This is a genomic window from Microlunatus sp. Gsoil 973, from assembly GCF_009707365.1.
GTDB lineage: Bacteria > Actinomycetota > Actinomycetes > Propionibacteriales > Propionibacteriaceae > Microlunatus.
Genome location: NZ_CP046122.1, coordinates 3,026,622 through 3,046,055, shown reverse-complemented (window position 1 = coordinate 3,046,055; position 19,434 = coordinate 3,026,622). Strand labels below are relative to the sequence as shown.

16 protein-coding genes are annotated in these 19,434 nt (G+C 66.8%); 7 read left to right on the top strand and 9 right to left on the bottom strand.

Going from position 1 to position 19,434, the window contains the following annotated elements:
* Positions 1–78: 78 nt before the first annotated feature.
* On the bottom strand, positions 79–2,211 hold the full coding sequence (locus tag GJV80_RS14330; RefSeq protein ID WP_154688480.1) for a glycogen debranching N-terminal domain-containing protein: 2,133 nt from the start codon (positions 2,209–2,211) through the stop codon (positions 79–81).
* A 477-nt stretch (positions 2,212–2,688) separates the two neighbouring features.
* Here GJV80_RS14330 and GJV80_RS14325 point away from each other — a divergent pair, with 477 nt between their 5' ends.
* The 4 genes from GJV80_RS14325 (at position 2,689) to GJV80_RS14310 (ending at position 7,002) form a co-directional block, all read left to right on the top strand.
* Complete coding sequence (locus GJV80_RS14325; RefSeq protein ID WP_195908931.1) at positions 2,689–3,180, top strand: NUDIX hydrolase; 492 nt, start codon at positions 2,689–2,691, stop codon at positions 3,178–3,180.
* Positions 3,177–3,917, top strand: a complete 741-nt coding sequence (locus tag GJV80_RS14320) for a DNA alkylation repair protein (protein ID WP_154688478.1) — start codon at positions 3,177–3,179, stop codon at positions 3,915–3,917. Before GJV80_RS14325 ends, GJV80_RS14320 begins: the two co-directional genes overlap by 4 nt.
* 269 nt (positions 3,918–4,186) lie before the next feature.
* A complete protein-coding gene (locus GJV80_RS14315) occupies positions 4,187–5,563 on the top strand; it encodes a mycothione reductase (RefSeq protein ID WP_154688477.1) in 1,377 nt (458 codons plus the stop codon).
* Positions 5,563–7,002 (top strand): glycoside hydrolase family 3 N-terminal domain-containing protein, encoded by a 1,440-nt coding sequence (locus GJV80_RS14310; RefSeq protein ID WP_154688476.1) that lies wholly within the window; start codon positions 5,563–5,565, stop codon positions 7,000–7,002. The genes GJV80_RS14315 and GJV80_RS14310 overlap by 1 nt, the downstream gene beginning before the upstream one ends.
* On the opposite strand, the gene GJV80_RS14305 is transcribed toward GJV80_RS14310, so the two are convergent.
* Complete coding sequence (locus GJV80_RS14305) at positions 7,003–7,977, bottom strand: DUF2510 domain-containing protein (protein ID WP_154688475.1); 975 nt, start codon at positions 7,975–7,977, stop codon at positions 7,003–7,005.
* 57 nt (positions 7,978–8,034) lie between these two features.
* Complete coding sequence (locus tag GJV80_RS14300) at positions 8,035–8,640, bottom strand: TetR/AcrR family transcriptional regulator (RefSeq protein WP_154688474.1); 606 nt, start codon at positions 8,638–8,640, stop codon at positions 8,035–8,037.
* A 38-nt stretch (positions 8,641–8,678) separates the two neighbouring features.
* Here GJV80_RS14300 and GJV80_RS14295 point away from each other — a divergent pair, with 38 nt between their 5' ends.
* The gene (locus GJV80_RS14295; RefSeq protein WP_230207699.1) at positions 8,679–9,629 is read left to right on the top strand and encodes a DMT family transporter; all 951 of its coding nucleotides are present in this window, start codon (positions 8,679–8,681) and stop codon (positions 9,627–9,629) included.
* Positions 9,630–9,643: 14 nt separating this feature from the next.
* On the opposite strand, the gene GJV80_RS14290 is transcribed toward GJV80_RS14295, so the two are convergent.
* Genes GJV80_RS14290 through mshD form a run of 3 tightly spaced genes read right to left on the bottom strand, consistent with a single transcriptional unit; the run spans position 9,644 to position 13,969 of the window.
* Positions 9,644–10,552, bottom strand: a complete 909-nt coding sequence (locus tag GJV80_RS14290) for an NUDIX domain-containing protein (protein ID WP_195908930.1) — start codon at positions 10,550–10,552, stop codon at positions 9,644–9,646.
* A gap of 43 nt (positions 10,553–10,595) precedes the next feature.
* Positions 10,596–13,007 (bottom strand): RNA degradosome polyphosphate kinase, encoded by a 2,412-nt coding sequence (locus GJV80_RS14285; RefSeq protein WP_230207698.1) that lies wholly within the window; start codon positions 13,005–13,007, stop codon positions 10,596–10,598.
* Positions 13,008–13,009: 2 nt separating this feature from the next.
* Entirely contained in the window at positions 13,010–13,969 is a 960-nt protein-coding gene (mshD, locus tag GJV80_RS14280) for a mycothiol synthase (RefSeq protein ID WP_230207697.1), read from the bottom strand.
* Between the two features lie 52 nt (positions 13,970–14,021).
* Here mshD and GJV80_RS14275 point away from each other — a divergent pair, with 52 nt between their 5' ends.
* Positions 14,022–14,540: a hypothetical protein gene (locus GJV80_RS14275; protein WP_154688472.1), complete on the top strand. Its 519-nt coding sequence runs from the start codon at positions 14,022–14,024 to the stop codon at positions 14,538–14,540.
* A gap of 342 nt (positions 14,541–14,882) precedes the next feature.
* The gene (locus GJV80_RS14270; RefSeq protein WP_154688357.1) at positions 14,883–15,962 is read left to right on the top strand and encodes an IS110 family transposase; all 1,080 of its coding nucleotides are present in this window, start codon (positions 14,883–14,885) and stop codon (positions 15,960–15,962) included.
* A 220-nt stretch (positions 15,963–16,182) separates the two neighbouring features.
* On the opposite strand, the gene GJV80_RS14265 is transcribed toward GJV80_RS14270, so the two are convergent.
* Genes GJV80_RS14265 through GJV80_RS14255 form a run of 3 tightly spaced genes read right to left on the bottom strand, consistent with a single transcriptional unit; the run spans position 16,183 to position 19,333 of the window.
* Positions 16,183–17,082, bottom strand: a complete 900-nt coding sequence (locus GJV80_RS14265) for a carbohydrate ABC transporter permease (protein WP_154688471.1) — start codon at positions 17,080–17,082, stop codon at positions 16,183–16,185.
* A complete protein-coding gene (locus tag GJV80_RS14260) occupies positions 17,079–18,071 on the bottom strand; it encodes a carbohydrate ABC transporter permease (RefSeq protein ID WP_154688470.1) in 993 nt (330 codons plus the stop codon). Before GJV80_RS14260 ends, GJV80_RS14265 begins: the two co-directional genes overlap by 4 nt.
* Positions 18,068–19,333 (bottom strand): ABC transporter substrate-binding protein, encoded by a 1,266-nt coding sequence (locus GJV80_RS14255; RefSeq protein ID WP_230207696.1) that lies wholly within the window; start codon positions 19,331–19,333, stop codon positions 18,068–18,070. Before GJV80_RS14255 ends, GJV80_RS14260 begins: the two co-directional genes overlap by 4 nt.
* Between the last annotated feature and the right edge of the window lie 101 nt (positions 19,334–19,434).

Here is a 19,434-nt window from a genome sequence, read left to right as displayed (position 1 = left end):
CCCGGCAGCGTGTTGCCCTCGTCAGTGGGTTGCCATCGCGAGTCACCCGCTTGTGGTCCTGGGCGGGTCAGCGGTGGATCAGGACTGGACGCCGGACCGTACCTCGTCGGGGAGTCCGGTGATCCGTACGCCGTCGGGGTCGCCGTTGATCGACATCGCGTACGGGCCGAGCCGAAGTCCGTCGATCCGCAACCTGCCGATCACCGGCATGATCGGCCGCAGCAGGAACGACGCGCGTGGCAGATCGGCCCGGATCCCGAGTGCTATGTTCATCAGCTCGAACGGCACAGCTGCCGCCCAGGCCTGGGGAGAACATGAGGTCGGGTAGGGCACCGGGATCGGCACATCCGACCGGCTGAAACCGCAGAACAGTTCCGGCAGCCGGCCGCCGAACGCGGCCGCCGCGTCCAGCAGGGCAACAACCACCTGCTCCGCCTCGGCGCGGAACCCGTACCGCTCCAGGCCGGCGGCGACCAGGGCGGTGTCGTGCGGCCAGACCGCGCCGTTGTGGTAACTCACCGGGTTGAAAGCGGTGGCCGTCGAGGACAGGGTCCGGATTCCGAATCCGGTGAACATCTCCTCCGACATCAGCCGCTCGACCACCTGACCGGCAACTCGATCATCGACGATCCCGGTCCACAGACAGTGCCCGATATTGGAGGTGACGCTGTCCACCCGTTGTTTCGCACCGTCCAGAGCGACCGCATAGAAACCCTGCTCAGGCAGCCAGAACGCCTCGTGGAAGCGGCGTTTCAGTGCGGCGGCCAGGTCCTGAAACCGGCGGCGGGTTGCGTCGTCGCCGAACGCTTCGGCGAGTTCGGCCCGGGCCAGGTAGGCCGCGTAGCAGTAGCCCTGCACCTCGGCCAGGGCGATCGGCGTCCTGGCCTGGCGGCCGTCGGCGAAGCTGATCGAGTCGAAGCTGTCCTTCCAGCCCTGGTGCAGCAGGCCCCGGTCGGTGAAGCGCTGGTACTCGACGAAACCGTCGCCGTCGCTGTCGCCGTACTCCTCGATCCAGGCCATGGCCGCGTCGACGGCCGGCATCAGCTCCCGGATCGCCTCTGTCGGCAATCCCCAACCCAGTGCGTCACCGACCAACCGGACGAACAGCGGAGTCGAGTCGATGGATCCGTAGTAGACGCTGGCGCCGCCCAGCGCCAGAGACTGATCGGCACCGAGGCGTACCTCGTGCAGGATCTTCCCCGGCTGCTCCTCGCTCATCAGGTCGACCCTGCGGCCCTGCATCCGGGCGAGGGTCCGGAGCGTGCCCAGGGCCAACTCGGGGAAGTACGGCAGCATCATGGCGCTGGTCAGCAGCGAGTCCCGGCCGAAGAGGGCCATGAACCAGGGAGCCCCGGCGGCGACCACGTCATCGTCGGGATGATCACCGTCGACGATCCGCAGGGCGCCAAGATCCCGGCGGCTGATCGCCAACGCCTGGGCGAGCCCCTGATGTCCGACGGCGATCTCGGGAGCCGCCTTGTTCCAGCCGCGCACCCGCTCCGACGGCCGGGCGGACTCCACCGGGCGGTCGGCGGGGAAGACCGCCGCGATCTCCTCGCCGTCGACACTGGGAAGCACCTCGACGGTGGTCGTCCAGCGGCCGTGGGCCGGCACGATGGCGCGGAAGACGATGCCGTCCCCGTTCGCCTGGCCGTCCGGCGCGGTGATCCGCAACCCGCGACCGTTCGGCGTGTGCTCGAGCCAGAAGACCAGGTCGTGGCCGACCGAGCGCTTGCCGACCGTACGGCCCGAACCTGCGCTGCGTCGATCCTTCACCTCGAACAGATCGGCGAAGTCGGCCTCGATCCGCAGCAGCAGGTCGACGCCGGCCGGCTCCGGACCGTAGTTGTGCAGGGTGATGTCCTCCCGCATGCCCTGGCCGACGAAGCGGCGCTGTTCGACCAGCAGCGTGGCGTCGGCATGCCCGGGGCGGGCCGGTGCGCGGCCGACGAAGCGGCAGCTGAACGGCTCCTCGGGTACCACGCTGAGCGGGTCGACCGGCGCACCGTCGACGAACAGTTCCCAGCGGGACAGCACCCGGGTGTCGCGGACGAACAGGCCGTACGCGCCGGCCGGCTGGATCGCCCCGGCATGGGTGGACACGCAGAAGGACGATCCCTCGACCAGCGTCACGTAGGGATCCCGGGCCAGGACATCGCTGGACGCCGCCAGTTCGTCGGCAATCACCGGGGCTGCGGCTTCGTCGGTCATGGTACGAACTTCACCTCAATCTCTTAGGGTCTGGCTTGCACCAGGTGACGCTCCTCGCCTCGGGTCGGCTCCGGACGAGGCCCGGCATTTCGTCCCCGTCCACGACGAGCCGCCGTCGGTCCCGCTCGGCAACCCGACGCCCGAGGTGCAGCGCTGCGGCGGTCTCCGCCGAAGCGCTCGGCGACCTCGATGTCGACCCGGTGTTACGACCACAGTCTTGCGGGTCCCCTGCCGGCCCGCGGTCGCCGGGTCCGACCGTCGTCACTGCACGGCCCGGCGACCGGTCCCAACGGCGACTACCTGCCGGTGATGGCAGCCTGCTAGGAACCCACCGTCCGGGTGCTCGGCCAGGGTGCGCGGGGACTCCGGGAACTCGACGACGCGCACTTGATCATGCAACGGAACCATTCAGCGGCACTGGAGGAGTCAGGCGGGAATCGGGTGGAGGCCGGGGGCGGATGCTGTCAGGATCCGACCATGGGAAACCAGTTCCTGGCCAGCAACTCCTTCGGTTACCGTCTGACGTCTTTCGGCCCCGCCACCGAGGATCGCCTGGACGATGATCACGACGCCGTGCTCGCGGCCTCGTTCGTCGTCGTCGAGCGCGGTGGCCAGGTGCTGCTGGTCTTCGATCGGTGGCGGCAGCATTGGGAACTGCCCGGCGGGGCTCGCGAGGCCGGCGAGTCGCCGCGCGCCGCGGCGGTCCGCGAACTGACCGAGGAGACCGGTTTGCACGCCGAGGAGTTGATCTTCGTCGGGGTCTCTTCGTATGAGACGCCGGGCGAAGCGGATGAGCGGGTGGCCGTCTACCGGACGACACTTCCCGACGAACACCCCGATCCGGTCCCGCTGTTCGAACCGGATGCCGAGATCGCCGCGGTGCGCTGGTGGAGGCCCGGTCCGAAGCCGGAGGCAGACAACGTCGACACGCTGGACGCCGTGATCATCGACCGGGTGCTCGCTGGATGACAGTGCCGGATCCGCCGGCGGAGGTGGTGGACGCGCTCCATACCGCGGCCGACCCGCAGACGGCGGCCTTCCTGGCCGGCTACTTCAAGACCGGCCCGGGGGAGTACGGCTTCGGTGATCGGTTCAGCGGCGTGAAGGTCCCGGTCATCCGGTCGATCGTCAAGCCGTACGCCAGGGTGCCCTTCCACGTCGACGCCTGGCTGCCGTTGCTTCGCAGCGAGATCCACGAACACCGACTCGCGACACTGCTGGCCATGACCTACCGGTTCCCGCGCGCGGACCCGCGGGAACAGACTCGGATCTACCGCTGCTACCTCGACAACACCGACTCCATCAACAACTGGGATCTGGTCGATCTGTCCTGCCGCGCGGTCGTCGGCGCATATCTGTTCGATCGCGACCGTACGGTGCTTGATCGGTTGGCCCGATCCGAGTCGCTGTGGGAGCGCCGGATCGCCATCATCAGCACCCACGAATTCATTCGTCGCGGCGAGACCGAGGACACCTACCGGATCGCGCTGATCCTGATCCACGACTCCCATGACCTGATCCACAAGGCGGTCGGCTGGTCGCTGCGTGAGGCCGGTAAGCGAGTCAGTCGTGCGGAGCTGTTGGAATTCCTTGATCATCACGCCGCCGAACTGCCACGCACCACGTTGCGTTACGCCATCGAGCACCTGGCGCCCGACCAGCGTCGGCACTACCGCGGCCTCCGGTCGGCTCGGACCACGAGCTGACGGTCGCCCGACGGGACATCGAGGGACGCCCTGTCGCCCAGGGAGGGGGTCCGCGCTCCGCTCACTCGGTCTGCGCGCCCGTGCCGCCGCGAATTCGTGCCACGTGCTACCAAATCCACACCCCCAGGGGCGGGCCGGCCACGAAACCGCGCCACGTGTTACCAATTCCACACCTTTAGGGACAGGGCCCCGCGAAACCCCGCCATGTGTTACCAAGTCCACACCCCCAGGGGCAGGCCACCGCCCATCCGGCATGGCACGATCGGGACATGCGGCACTTCGATCTGTGCGTCATCGGCTCCGGATCCGGCAACTCGATCGTCGACGAGCAGTTCGCCCACCAGAGCGTGGCACTGATCGATCAGGGTGTCGGCCCGAACGCCGTCTTCGGTGGAACCTGTCTCAACCTCGGCTGCATCCCGACCAAGATGTTCGTCCTTCCCGCCGACGTGGCGACCAGCCCGGTCGAGGGCGCGCGCCTGGGCGTCGACCTGACCTTCAACCGGGCCGACTGGAAAGCCATCCGGGACCGGATCTTCGGTCGCATCGACCCGATCTCGTCCGGCGGCGAGCAGTGGCGGGCCGCGGCGCACAACGTCACGCTCTATCGCGAGCATGCGGGGTTCGTCGCCCCGAAGACACTGCAGGTCGCCGATGATCAGATCACCGCCGACCGGATCGTCATCGCAGCCGGCAGCCGCGCCGTGCTGCCGGACGTTCCGGGACTGGACGAGGTGACCGTGCACACCTCAGATACCGTGATGCGGATCGACGAGCTCCCGGAGTCGATGATCATTTTCGGCGGTGGATTCATCGCTGCAGAATTCGCTCACATCTTCTCCGCCTTCGGCGTCGACGTCACCGTCGTGCTGCGCTCCCACCGGATGCTGCGGCACGAGGACGACGACGTCGCGACCCGGTTCACCGACCTGATCGGGGAGCGGGTGCGGGTACTCAGGAACACCCGCGTCACCGAGGTGCAGGCTTGCGACGACGGGCGGATTCGGATGATCACCGACCGGGAACGGACCCTGACGGCAGACCTGCTCCTTGTTGCCATCGGGCGCCGGCCCAACGGTGATCTGCTGGACGTCGCGGCCGCCGGGGTCGATCTTGACGACGAGGGCCGGGTGATCGTCGACGATTACCAGCAGACGACTGCGGACGGTGTCTTCGCATTGGGCGACGTCTCTTCGCCCTATCAACTCAAGCACGTGGCAAATCACGAGGCCCGGGTCGTCCAGCACAACCTGTTGCACCCTGATTCGATGATCAAGTCCGACCATCGGTTCGTTCCGCACGCGGTCTTCTCCGATCCGCAGGTCGCCTCCGTAGGGCTGACCGAACAGGACGCGATCCATGAGGGTCGCGATTTCGTCACCGCGGTCCAGGAGTACGGCAGTGTCGCCTACGGGTGGGCGATGGAGGACACCAGACATTTCGCCAAGCTGATCGCCGACCGCCGATCGAAGCAGCTGATCGGGGCCCACATCATCGGACCCCAGGCATCGACCTTGATCCAACCGCTGATCCAGGCGATGAGCTTCGGACTGGCCGTGCCGGAGATGGCCCGGGGTCAGTACTGGATCCACCCCGCCCTGCCGGAGCTGGTCGAGAACGCACTGCTGTCCCTGCGATTCGACTGATGGCAGAGCGCCGACACGGGCGAGATGTCGCCGGTTTGGGCGGACCTGCCGGGCATGGCAGAGTCGAGCGGGTGATCACCGAGCAGCGTCGAGCCCGGAACCACCCAGCACGCCGATCTGTGGTCGGCTGCAGCCGTACCATCCGGGTCGGTGCTGCAGGTCTGGCCGCGGCCGCGGTAGTTGCGCTGGCCGCCTGTGGCCAGCCGGTAACGCCCGATTCCGACGCGACCAGCCCGGCGGCCTCGCCCGGCGGCAGGACGTCGCCCACTTCCTCCGGCCCGACTTCGGCGGGCTCCACGTCACCGACGAGCCCGCCGGAGGCGACGTCATCGGCGGGCGGGCCGAAGACACCGAGTCACCCCGCGTCCAGCAACAAGCCCGGCACCCCCGCAGGAAGCTGCTCGACCCTCGCCGGGGAACTGTCGCTTGACCAGCAGGTCGGCCAACTGTTCATGGCCGCCACGAGCTCGTCGGGCATGACCACCAGCGAGGCCGACCGGCTCGCCTCGCTCAAGATCGGATCGGTGCTGCTGCTGGGCAATTCCACCGCCGGCCGGTCCACGATCTCCGAGGTCACCTCCTCGATCAAACAGCGGGTCGGCGCTGATCACGGTGTGCAGGTGCTGCTGGCCGCCGACCAGGAGGGCGGCCTGGTCCAGCGGTTGGCCGGCCCCGGATTCGACACCGTCCCCAGCGCCGAGGAACAGGCAACGATCTCCGACGGTCGACTGCGATCGGACGCGCGGCACTGGGGCCGTCAGCTCAAGCGGGCCGGGATCACCGCGAACCTGGCTCCCGTGTCGGACGTGGTCCCGACGTCGATCGGCACACTCAACCAGCCGATCGGTGCGTTGCATCGCGGCTACGGCCCGGATCCGGACGTCGTGGCACGCAAGAACGTCGCCTTCATCACCGGCATGGAGGCGGCCGGTGTCGCAACGACGGTGAAGCACTTCCCCGGCCTCGGCATCGTCCGCGGCAACACCGACACCAGCACGGACGTGACAGACGACGTGACCACCCGTCACGACAGAAGGCTCGCCGGCTTCCGGGCGGGCATCCGGTCAGGCGTCGACATGGTGATGGTGTCCTCGGCGGTCTACACCAAGATCGACCCGAACCGTCCGGCCACCTTCTCCCGAACCGTGTTGGACGGGATGATCCGGGGCGATCTCGGTTTCGGCGGGGTGATCATCTCCGACGATCTGGACGGCAAGGCATTGAACGGGGTCGCCGTACGCCATCGTGCGCTGCGGTTCATCCGGGCCGGTGGCGACCTTTCGATCGTCGGTCAGCCGGCCGATGTCGAGCCGATGGTCGACGCCGTGCGGCAGGATGCAGCCGACGATCCGGGTTTGCGTGCCCAGGTCCGACAGGCCGCGACCAGGGTCTTGATCATGAAGGCCCGGCACGGTCTGGCCGATTGCACCAGTTCATGATCACTTGTCGACGGTGATGCCCTCCAGCGCCTGGTCCGCGGGCGCCTGCCATCGCTTGGCGTTGTCGGGGATCGATGCGTAGTAAAGACCGGAGGTGGCGCCGGCGTTGATCACAACGATCGTCATCACCTCACCCTTGGCCTGCAGACCCTCGATGTCGAAGGTCAGGTGGGAGCGCAAGTACCAGGCGTCGTGGCCATCGACCTTCATGGCCTTGCTCACCTCATCGTGCCGCTCGACCGGGTTGTCCCCGTAGAAGGCGCCGACCACGCACCTGGCGACGATGCTCGTGCCCTCCTTCGGGGTGAAGAAGCCGTCGCCGGCGATCAACTGGGCGATCAGCACCGACGCGACCCAGTTGCTTCCCGGCTGATAGCTGGCTTCGGTGGTGATCGCCTGCTCCTGTACGTCGGTACCGAACGGCACACGCGAGTCCGGCATCGGTGCGCCCCACGGTTGCCCCAGTAGGGGATAGGAGATCGGACCACCGTGCACCCGGCCGTCGTTGGGATGGTTCGGGTTGGCTGACGGCTGCGTGGTCGTGGTCGGGCAGGGGTTGGACGAGCCGCCGCCACCGCCCGTCGGGTCGTTGAGGCCGCCGCCACCGCCGAGGTTCCGGATCACCATCACCCCGACGATGATCAGCACAACCAGGACGGCGGCGCCGCCCAGCCACCAGCCCACGCCGCTGCGCTTCTTCGTCTGTTGCTGATAGGCCTGGTACGCACTCGGCTGTGTCGGGATGCCCCCGTACTGGTTCTGCCCGTACTGGTTCTGCCCGTACTGCTGGCCACCGGACTGACCGGATCCGTAGGGCTGTTGCCCGCCTCCCGAGGGACTTGACTGGCCGAGGCCCTGGCTGGGTGGTGGCGCGGCCGGGTTCGAGGTGGTCACCGCCGACCAGGCGTGCCCGTCCCAATAGCGGTACATGCCCTGCTGGCCGCCTGGATCCGGATACCAACCTGCGTTTGCCACGGAGGGAGTCTATGCGGCGTCGGAGTCGCTCTCACAGGAACTCTCGGCGTCCCTGGGTCAGGAAAGGATCAACCTGCCCAGATCGATGGCCCGCTCGGCGGCACGCGGATTGCCCGCCGCGGCGACCTGCTGGATCGTTCCCTCGTGGACTATGGCGAGCTCGTCAGCGCGCCGCTCCACCTCGTCCAGTCCGGCCTCGGTGATCAACTGTGCATACACCTCGCGGACCATCCGTTTCTCCTCGGCGATCACCTGCAAACCTGCGTGCCCGGTGCCGGCGAGTTCGGCGTAGGCGTTGACGAAACCGCAGCCGCGGTCGTTGTTGATCATCCACGCGTGGAGTGCGCGCAGCGGCTCCAGGACCCGCTCCGGGCCTGCACTGGTCGACCCGTCGAGCCACTCTGCGAGGTACTGCTGCCAGGTGCGGCAACGGCTCTGCAGGTAGGCCGTGACCAGTCCCTCCTTGGACCCGAAGCGGTCGTAGATGGTCTTCTTGGTGGTCATCGCCTGCTCCGCGATCTCCTCGACGCCGACGGCGGCGATCCCGCGCCGATAGAAGAGTTCGCCGGCGGTTGCGAGGATGCGCCGGCCCGCCGGGGGCAGCCGGTCCAGATCGATCCGGCCAGGTGGGGTACGGCGTCGGGCGGAAACTCCGGAAACCATACTGAAAGTATACCAACCGGTATGGTTACATCGTCCGGGTGAGCATCGATGAAGCCCTCAGGGCACCCGATCGTCCCGCCGTGCGCACGGTCTCCCGCCTCCGTACGCGGCTCGGCACCGTCCTGCCGGGCGTCGCGCTGGTCGTGTTGTGGAGTTCCGGCTTCGTCGGCGCGGAACTCGGCGCCCGTTACGCTGAACCGCTGACCCTGTTGTCCTGGCGGTTCGTCGTGGGATCGCTGATCCTGCTCGGCGTCTGTGCCATCGTCCGCCCGCGGTTCGACCGTCACGAGATCGGCCGTCAGGCCGTGATCGGTCTGCTTGCCGTCGCGGTCTATCTGAGCGCCTGCTACATCGCGGTCCGGCACGGCGTGTCCGGCGGCACGACGTCGTTGATCGCGGCGCTCCAGCCGCTGCTGGTCGCGGTGGCTGCCGGGCCGTTCCTGGGCGAGCGCACCCGTCCACGGCAGCGGATCGGGCTGGCCATCGGACTGATCGGGGTCGGCGTTGTGGTCTCCGGTGGACTCAGCATCGGGCGGGCGCCGACCTGGGCGTACCTGCTGGTCGTTGTCGGCGTGATCGCTCTCAGCGGCGGCACGCTGCTCAGCCGGCGGTGGCGTACCGGATCGCTGCTGGTGTCGCTGGCCACCCAGACCTGCACCGCCGCCGTGACGGTGACGGCAGCGTCCGCACTCACCGGGCAGCTGCGGCCGCCGGCCACGACGGACTTCTGGTTCGCCGTCGCTTGGATCGCCCTGCTCAGCGGCCTCGGCGGCTATGGCGCCTTCCTGCTGGTGATTCGCCGGCAGGGTGCGGTCGCGGTCGGCACCTGGCTCTACCTGAGTCCGCCGACGACGATGTTGTGGACCTGGATCATGTTCGGCGACCGGATCGGCGTGCTGGGATTTCTCGGCGTCCTGGTCACCGCGGCCGGCGTGATCCTGGCCATCATCCGAACCCCGGCCGCCGGTCGCGATGGCCGACCGGGTTGACCCCGGCACGGGGGTCAGGCGAGCGGGCGATGGAACTCCACAGCGTGCACAGCCGCGGTGTCCGTCAGGTGCACCACGACGCACTCCGCCGTGGTCAGCGGGCGGTCGGGTACGTCGAGCGCGGCGAGCATCGCGGGTAGCACCGGACGGTGTCCGCAGACGGCGATCGGTCTGTGCTCGACCACGGCACGTTCCCGCAGCCCGTCCATCGCCTCGGACACCCCCGCCGGATCATCCGCACCGAGTTCCTCGTTCAAGATCGCCAGTGCCGTGGAGCTGAGCCGGGCGTCCAGAGCGTACGGCTGCAGGGTCGCGGTGCAGCGCAGCCACGGTGAGGTGTAGAGCTCCCGGATTCCGTACGCTCCCAGTATGTTGATCAACTGACGGGACTGCACCCGGCCTCGGGGCCGCAACGGCCGGTCGGGGTCCGTGCCGTGCCAGTCCTTCCGGTTGATCGCCTTGGCATGCCGGACGATGATCAACGGCGTGGTGACCGGCTGCTCCATCGCCTGGTCGAGGGTGGTCCGGTCCAGGTCGTAGTGCAGACGGTCGGCGGCCTCGTCGATCGACAACCAGGCGACGTCGTCGACCTCGCTGATCTCCGGATACCGGTCCTCGTCATCGTGGGCGGAGGCCCGGACCTGATGATCATCGAGCACCGTCCCACGCCACCAGGACACCGTCTTCTCCGCAGACTTCGGCGTGAGATAGCTGGTGGCGTCCAAGGGCGCCTGCAACCGGATGTGCGTTCCGGTCTCCTCGAGCACCTCACGGACGGCCGCGGTCGGCGAGATCTCGCCGGGCTCGAGCTTGCCCTTCGGCAGCGACCAGTCGTCGTAGCGGGGACGATGCACCACGAGCGCTTCGGTGGCATCACCGGTGCGCCGGAGCACCACGGCTCCGGCTGCCTCGATCACCCTCACCAAGGCGTTCCTCTGATGATCAGAAGTGTCGGCAAGGCCAGCCTCATGGTCGAGGGTCGGCTGACGGCGACTTGGTACGCCGGCGGGACGATCGGTTGATCAACATCTCCTGAAGATCACGGAGCGGTTGGCCCTTGTCATCGAGCACCCGCTCGTGCCAGGTCCCGTCACCGCTCAACCACCAGGCCCCGGTGCGCTCGTTGAACGCAGCCTCGAAGAGGTCTTCGATCTCGGCGATGTGCGCGCCGTTGGTGATCGAGACCAGCACCTCGACCCGACGATCCAGGTTGCGATGCATCAGGTCCGAGGACCCGATTCCGACGTTCGGCGTCCCGCCGTTGGCGAACCAGAACAGCCGACTGTGCTCCAGGAACCGGCCGACGATGCTGCGCACCCTGATGTTCTCGCTCAGCCCAGGAATCTGCGGCCGCAGGGTGCAGATGCCGCGAACCCACAGGTCGATCGGCACACCGGCCATCGACGCCCGGTAGAGCGCGTCGGTGATCGCCTCGTCGACCAGCGAGTTGACCTTGATCTTGATCCCCGCCGGTCGGCCGGCGCGGAGGTGCTCGATCTCGTTCTCGATCCGTTCGATCAGCCCGGTGCGGATGCCGTGCGGCGCCACCAGCAGCCGGCGGTACTCCCGCTCCTGACTCATCCCGGACAGGTGGTTGAAGAGCCGGCCGATGTCCTCGGTGACGATGGGGTTCGAGGTCAGCAACCCCATGTCCTCGTACTGCCGTGCGGTCTTGGGGTTGTAGTTGCCGGTGCCGATGTGGGCGTAACGGCGCAGCCCTTCGGGCTCGTCGCGAACCACGAGCGCCAGCTTGCAATGCGTCTTGAGCCCGATCAGCCCGTAGACGACATGGCAGCCGTGCTGCTCCAGCCGCCGGGCCCAGGCGATGTTGGCCTGCTCATCGAACCGGGCCTTGATCTCGACAACGGCCAACACCTGCTTGCCGGCCTCAGAGGCGTCGATCAACGCGTCGACGATCGGCGAGTCCCCGGACGTCCGGTACAGGGTCTGCTTGATCGCCAGCACCTGCGGATCATCGGCGGCCTGCTCGATGAAGCGCTGGACACTGGTCGAGAACGAGTCGTAGGGATGGTGCAGCAGGACATCGCGCTGCTTCAGCGCGGCGAACATGTCTGCCGGCTTGGCCGTCTCCACCTCGGCCAGATGCGGATGCGTCTTGGGCACGAAGGTCGAATACTTCAGCTCCGCCCGATCAAGATCAGCGACGGCGAACAGCCCGACAAGGTCCAGTGGGGTCGGCAGCCGGAAGACCTCGTGCTCGCTGACGTCCAGCTCCGACATCAGCAGTTCGAGCATCTTGGCGTCCATCGTGTCGGCGACCTCGAGCCGCACCGGCGGCCGGCCGACCTTGCGGCGCAGCAACTCCTTCTCCAACGCCACCAGGAGATTCTCGGCGTCGTCCTCCTCGACCTCGACGTCCTCGTTGCGGGTGACCCGGAAGACATGGTGATCAACGATCTCCAGCCCGCCGAAGAGTTGATCAAGGTGGCGGGCGATGATGTCCTCGAGTGCGACGAAGCGACCCTCCGACAACGAGATGAACCGCGGCAGGATGTCGGGCACCTTCACCCGGGCGAACTGTCGCGCACCGGTGTCGGGGTTCTTGACCATCACCGCGAGGTTGAGCGACAACCCCGAGATGTACGGGAAGGGATGCGACGGGTCGACCGCGAGCGGGGTCAGCACCGGGAAGATCCGATCGGCGAACAACTGCCGCATCCGGGCCTTCTCCTCACTGGTCAACTGATCCCAGCGCAGGATCTCGATCCCGTGCTCGGCCAGCTCGGGGCGTACCTCCTCGGCGAACACCCGGGCCTGCTCGGTGACCAGCTCGCGGGTCCGCTCCAGGATCGCTTCGTGGATCTCCCGCGGCATCAGCCCGCTGACACTCGGCACCGCGACGCCGGCGGCGATCCGGCGCTTCAGACCGGCGACCCGGACCATGTAGAACTCGTCCAGGTTGTTGGAGAAGATCGACAGGAAACGGACCCGTTCCAGCAGGGGGATGCGTACCTTGTCCTTGGCCAGTGCCAGCACCCGGTTGTTGAAGGCCAGCCAGCTCAGCTCGCGGTCGAGGTAGCGGTTGGCCGGCAGATCCCGGACGATGTCCTCGTCTTCGGCGTCTGCCAGGGCACGGCCCACCGGCGACGTCCGGACGACAGCCGCCGGGCCGCTGTCCAGTAACCGGGTCTGGCTGCCCGCGATCTCGTCGCGATCGGGGTCGACTGGCGCACCGGCGGTCGCCGAGGTGGTGGTGATGGGGGAGGCCGTCTGCTCCTCGGAGCCGTTGCCGGAGGCCGGGACCCGCGATGCGCCGAGCGGCGCGGTCCTCGGGGCCCCCTCGCCGTCGGACTGGTGATCATGGTCCCGGCCGTCCACTGCGGTCTGCTCGGTGATCCCGGTGTTGGTCGTTTCCATGCTCACTCCTCGTGATGCTGCTGGCCATAAAGCACGTCGCGGTTCATGACGTCGAACCCGTTCAGGACGTACAGACCGACCGCCGGATCATTGTCCCCCTCCACGTACAGAATCACCTCAGCGAGCCCGAGATCATCGCGGAGGTGGATGAGCCCGGCCCGCAACAGGGCCTTACCCAGTCCCCGCCGGGAAGCAGCGGGGTCGACACCCAGAACATAGACCTCGCCCGTCGTATCGGAGTGCTGCTTCATCCAGTGGAAGCCGAGCAGGCGCCCGGCCTCGTCGACGGCGACCAGGAAGTCTGCGGCGTCGAACCACGGCTCGGTCATCGTCGCGCGGAGCGCGTCGTGGGTGACCCGTCCTTGCTCCGGGTGATCGGCGAACGCCCGGGCGTTCACCTCCAGCCACTGGTCGTCGTCCTCGCCCGGCCGGAACCGGCGCAGGCTGATGCCGGCCGGCAGCTCCGGGTCGAGGATCGGTGCCGCCAGCGACCGGGACATGATCAACAACTCCCGGACCGGCACCAGGTGGGCACTGGCGGCCAGCGTCTGCGCGGCCACCGAGTTGCCCGGCGCCCAGATCCGTACCGAGGACTCGGCGGCCTCGATGCAGGCCGCCAGCAGCCGTCGACCGGCACCCGCCCGGCGGGCATCCGGGATGACGAACAACGACCCGGTGGGGTCGGAATGCAGATCGCGGAGGAACGCGTACCCCACCCAGTCGAGGGTCTGTTCACCGGACTCGTCGACGACGACCCGATGCACCGTGACGTGCAGGGGCGACTGGGACGGCGACAGCGATTCCGGATGCTGGACTGCCTGGAGGGCCTCGTCGTTCAACGGCGGTTTGCCGTCGTACGCCTCGGTCTGCCGTGCCATTTCCAGCAGCGTCTCGCGATCGTCTGCGGGCAGCGACGTCGTCGCAGCGACTGCGTAGCGTTGGTGCCGACCTTCCGTCTCCACGGACCTACGGTAGCGATTCGGTGGCAACGGCCCGGACTAGGCTGGAACGGCTATGACCCACAGTGTGAACACTCCCGGGATTCCCGACCTCGGATGGGCCGCGAACCAGCGCACGCTGGTGAGCGTGGGAACCGGACTCAGTCTGTTGGCGTTGGCGGCGGCCAAGATCGCCGATCAGCCAGGGGTCGAGGGCTACGGATTCCGGCTGATGTCCTGGATCGCCGCCGTCGTGCTGTTGGTGTGCTGCGGTGTCAACGCCTGGTGTTGGCACAGCCAGCTGCGGCAGTGGCGTTCGGGCGGCGACGAGGGCTACCAGCAGCGGCGGCGACTGTCGTTGATCGCCCACCTGGTCTCCTATGCGGCGGTCCTGGTCGGCATGTTCAGTGCGATCGAGGGCAGCGCGCTGGCGGGCTTCGCCAGCGGTGCCGGCACCCTGGACGGCATCGCCTTCATACTGATGATCTTCGGCCAGATCTTCGGCGGCACCCAGTACCTCCGCCGCTCCGGCCCGCCCGGCACCGTTCCGACCTATCTTCGCAGGCTGAACGCCAAGGTCCAGTCCCTCCGCTAACCCGCGAGGGGTCACATAATCCCTGATATACGCTGTGAGTCTTGTGGTGGCTGGTCTGGGACTGGCTGGCAGGGTTAGCGTCGGTCGCTTCGTCCTGGTCGTGACTCTTGATATGTGTGGCTCCTTTGTGGGGTGCCTTCAAGCCGACTTGTCCGGTTCAGGGCGGAAGGCCGACGCTGACCCGGCTCCACCTCGGTGACTTGATCAGAAGATTGTCGGTTCCACCTGTCGGGTGGGCCTGACTCATCACAGTGTTGCCCCGAAGTGACTTCCACCCGGGCCTGCGCCGACCGTTTGCGGCCGGATCCCTGTCGGTCTTGTCTGGAAGGAAGTCCCACCGCCGTGACCATCGTCGCGTATTCTCATCCGTTTGTCGTGGGTGTCGACACTCACGCCCGCTCTCACACCCTTGCCGTCGTGGTCGCCGTGACCGGTGAGCTGATCGCGACCGATCAGTTTCCCGCCACCGACGCCGGCATGGACCGGGCCGTCGCGTGGGCCGCGCGCCGCACCGGTGGTGATCTGGCCACCTTGTGGGTGATCGAAGGTGTGGCCACCTATGGTGCCCGGCTGGCAGCAGCGGTGACCCGGTTCGGTTACGAAGTGGTCGAGGCTGCTCGGATGGACACCCGGGCCCACCATGGCACCGGTAAGTCTGATCTGCTGGACGCTCACCGGATCGCGGCCGCGGTCTTGTCTCTGCACCCGCATCAGCTGCGCCGTCCGCGCAGCGATGGTCTGCGGGCGGCATTGCAGATCCTGGTCACCGCCCGCGACCACATGACTACCGAACGCACCGCGACCATCAACGCACTGATCGCGCTGGTGCGTGTGGTCGGCCTAGGCATCGACGCGCGGAAGCCGCTCACCGCCAAACAGGTCGCAGATATCGCCCGATGGCGTGCCCGCGTCGAAGACCTCGCCACGGCTACCGCCCGGGCCGAGGCCGTCCGGCTGGCCAAGCGAGTCGTCGAACTGGACCAAGAGATTGCAGCCAACCAGGCCCAAATCACCGACCTGATCCACCACAGTCAGGTCTCGTCCCTGCTGGACAAGACCGGCATCGGACCGGTCACCGTCGCAGTTGCCCTCGCAGCCTGGTCACACTCCGGCCGGGTCCGATCCGAGGCCGCGTTCGCTGCCCTGGCCGGAGTCAGCCCGATCCCGGCATCCTCGGGCAACACCGTCCGTCATCGACTCAACCGCGGCGGCGACCGCAGACTCAACCGGGCGCTACACATGGCCGTGATCACCCGCATGACCCACGACCCCGACACCCGGGCCTACGTCGCCCGCCGACGAGCCGAGGGACGGACGACCAAAGAGATCCGACGCTGCCTCAAGCGCTACCTCGCCCGCCAGCTCTACCGCGCCTTCCAGACACTCCACACCACGCCCGAGATCGAGCCATCAACCGCTTGACAAACATAGAAGAGTCGGCGTGTCGCCGGCCGGAGACGCGATCAGCCCGGTCCGTACGGCCAACTGCACCCTGGTGATCTTCGCCCGGCGCGAGCAGTGCCTCCGCTGAACGCTCATCGGGTCCGTTCTCCTCAGCTCGGAGAACGGACCCGATGTCCGATGTGCGAGACGGCCGCCGACGACACGCCGCAAATATTGGGGATTTAGTGACCCCTCGGCATCAGCCTTTGAGGGCGCCGGCGGCGATGTTGGCGATGAAGTGGCGGGAGCCGATGATGAAGATCCCGATCAACGGGACCACGCTGATCACCGCACCCGCCATCACCATGCCGTAGTCGGTCCGGTAGATCGAGTTCAGCGTGGAGAGTGCGACCTGCAGGGTCAGTCGCTGTGGATCGACCAGCACGATCAACGGCCAGACGTAGTCGTTCCAGCTGGCGATGAAGGTGAAGATGCCGAGGAAGGCGATGCCGCCGCGCATCATCGGCACGGCGATGCTCCACCAGGTGCGGAAGAATCCGGCACCGTCCACCCGCGCCGATTCGACGAGTTCGTCCGGGATCGACGTCTGCGCGAACTGGCGGAGCAGGAAGATTCCGAACGCGTTGGCCGCGCCCGGAACGATCAGCGCCGCGAAGTTGCCGATCCAGCCCAGCCAGCTCATCAACACGAAGCTCGGCACCAGCGACAGGCTGCCGGGCACCAGGAACGTTGCCAGCAGGATCGTGAAGAGCACGTTCTTGGCCGGGAAGTTGTACTTGCCGAAGGCGTACGCCGCCAGCGAGTCGAAGAACATCACCAGAATCGCGACCGCGGCCGAGACCAGGAAGGTGTTCAGCAGCGACCGGAAGAGCGCAACACTCTGCACGACGTTCTTGATGTTGGTGGCGAAGTCCGAGCCGAACCACAGCTTGGGCGGGTAGCCGAAGATCTCGGCCGTGTTGTGGGTGGACATCACCAGCAGCCAGTAGAACGGGAAGATCGAGAACAGGACGCCGATCACGATGCAGACATGGGTGACGATCCGGGTGACCAGGCTGCGCCGCCTGGCCATGGCGTTGCTGACCGAGCCGGTCGGATCGGCGAGCCGGGTGGTGCCGGGGTCGAGTGTCGCGGTCATTCCGCCACCTCCTTGCGCTGTCGACGGACCTTGAAGACCTTCTGGCCTCCGACCTCCCGCTCACTGACCAGCCGCCAGTTGATGATCGCGAAGATCACCGCGATGATGAACAGCGCCCAGGCGATCGCCGAGCCGTAACCGAAGTCGAACTGCGTGAAGGCTTGGTTGTACTGGTAGAGGACGATCGTCATACCCGCCTCGCCGGGGCCGCCGCTGTCGCCCAACAGCACCTGCGGTTCGGTGAACAGGCTCAGGCCGCCGATCGTCGACGTGATCACGGTGAACAGGATGACCGGCCGAAGCAGTGGCACGGTGATCCGGGAGAAGATGTTCCAGCCGTTGGCGCCGTCGACCCGGGCCGACTCGTACAGCTCGGTGGAGATCGCCTGCAGGCCGGCAAGGTAGATGATCGAGTTGTAGCCGGTCCAGCGCCAGATCACCATGCAGGCGATCGTGATCTTGATGCCCCAGGGGCTGGACAACCACGGGATCTGGGCGGCGCCGAGGGCCTGCAGCGCGGAGTTGATCACGCCGAAGCTGTCGGAGAAGACCGAACCGAAGACGATCGCCATCGCGACCATGCTGGTTACGTTCGGCAGGAAGAACGCCACCCGGTAGAAGCCCTTGAAGCGGATGTTCTGATGCAACAGGAAGGCGATCACCAGGGCGAGGAACAGCATCGGGATCGTCGAGATGAACCAGATGATGAAGGTGTTGCCGACGGCGTTCCAGAACCGTGGGTCGGTGATCAGGAACCGGTACTGGGCGAGGCCGACGAAGTTCATCGAGCCCATGCCGTCCCAGTCGTTGAAGGACAGCCAGATCGAGAACACCAGCGGGAAGAGGCCGAAGACCAGGAAGAGGATGTAGAACGGTGCGATCGAGACGTATTGCGGCCAGAACCGCTTGATCGGATTGGGCTTGTTCCGGCCGGGTGTCGCGGATTGGGTGACGGTGGCCGGCGTGACTGCCGGGTTGGTGATGGTCATACGTCGATCCCTCGCTTCCGCAGCGTCCGGTTCGTCTGGTTGACCGCGTCGTTCCAGGCCTGGTCGGGGTTCTTTCCGCCGCTCTCGACATTGGTGATCTCGGTGCCGAAGTACTGCGCCTGGGTCTCATAGGTGCTGATGAAGGAGGTCGGCACCTGTTCGGCCGCCTTGAGGAAGAAGTCCAACGGGTCCTGATCACCGAAGAAGCCGCTGTTGCTCTTCATCGTGCCCGAGGTGAACGAGTCCTTCGCCGACGGGAACAGTTGCATGTTGTTGAAGGCCTGCGCCTGGTTCTGCGGATTGTTCAGCCAGGTGATGAACTTGAACGCCGCCTCCGGGTTCTTGCTGGTGTGCGGAACGCAGACGAACGAACCACCGCTGTTGCCGGCCCGGACTGGTTGGGACGCCAACCGCCACTTGCCCTTGGTGTCGGGTGCGGTGTCGGCCAGGATCTGTGCCCACCAGACCGCCTCGATGTGTCCGGCAGTCTTGCCGGTCGTCCAGGCCGCGTTCTGGTCGGTGCCGTTCTGCTGGTTGCCGGTGATGCCTGCCTTGATCGCCTTCACCGCGACGTCCCAGGCGTCGCGGATGGTGCTGGTGCTGTTCATGTAGAGCGGCTTGCCGCTCTTGTCGAAGTAGCGCTCCGGACTGGCATTGATGTACTGGCTGAAGATCTGGTTGGCCGTGATGTCCATGAACGAGCCGACGTTCTGCTTCAACTTCTGGCCGAGTTCGATGTAACCGTCCCAGGTCTTCATCGCCTCGCTCACCGACTCCGGATCCGACGGCAGCTTGGCCTTGTCGAAGACATCCTTGCGGTAGTAGAAGCCGGTCGGACCCGTGTCCAGCGGGAAGAAGCAGAACCGGTTGGTCGGCGTCACGCCGAGTTGCCACTTCCAGTCGAAGTACAGCTCCCGGTACTTCTCCGCACCCAAAGAGTTCAGGTCGAGGAAGAGATCCTGGTTGGGGAAGTACAGCGAGACATTGGAGTTGATGAACGTCAGGTCGGGAATGAACGCGTTGCCCGCCAGGCTGGTGCGCAACTTGGTGTCGAAGGTGCCGCCGATCACGTCGGCGCGCAGCCGGTACCCGTTGGTGCCGGGGATCTCCTTCGCAGCCTGGGCAAGGAGCTTCGGATCGGCGGAGCGATCCCAGTACCACAGGACGAGTTCTTTGGGGTCACTGGAGATGGAAACCTGCGACCCGCAGGCTGACAATCCGCCGGCGGCGGCCAGGGCACCCAGCCCGGCGGCCCCGGCCAAAAATGATCTTCGGGGGAAGGCCATCGGCTCTCACTCTCGGCATTGAGTAGTGGTACGTCGGAATCCATGATCAACACAGTTCCGGGCAGGGTGGACGTGAA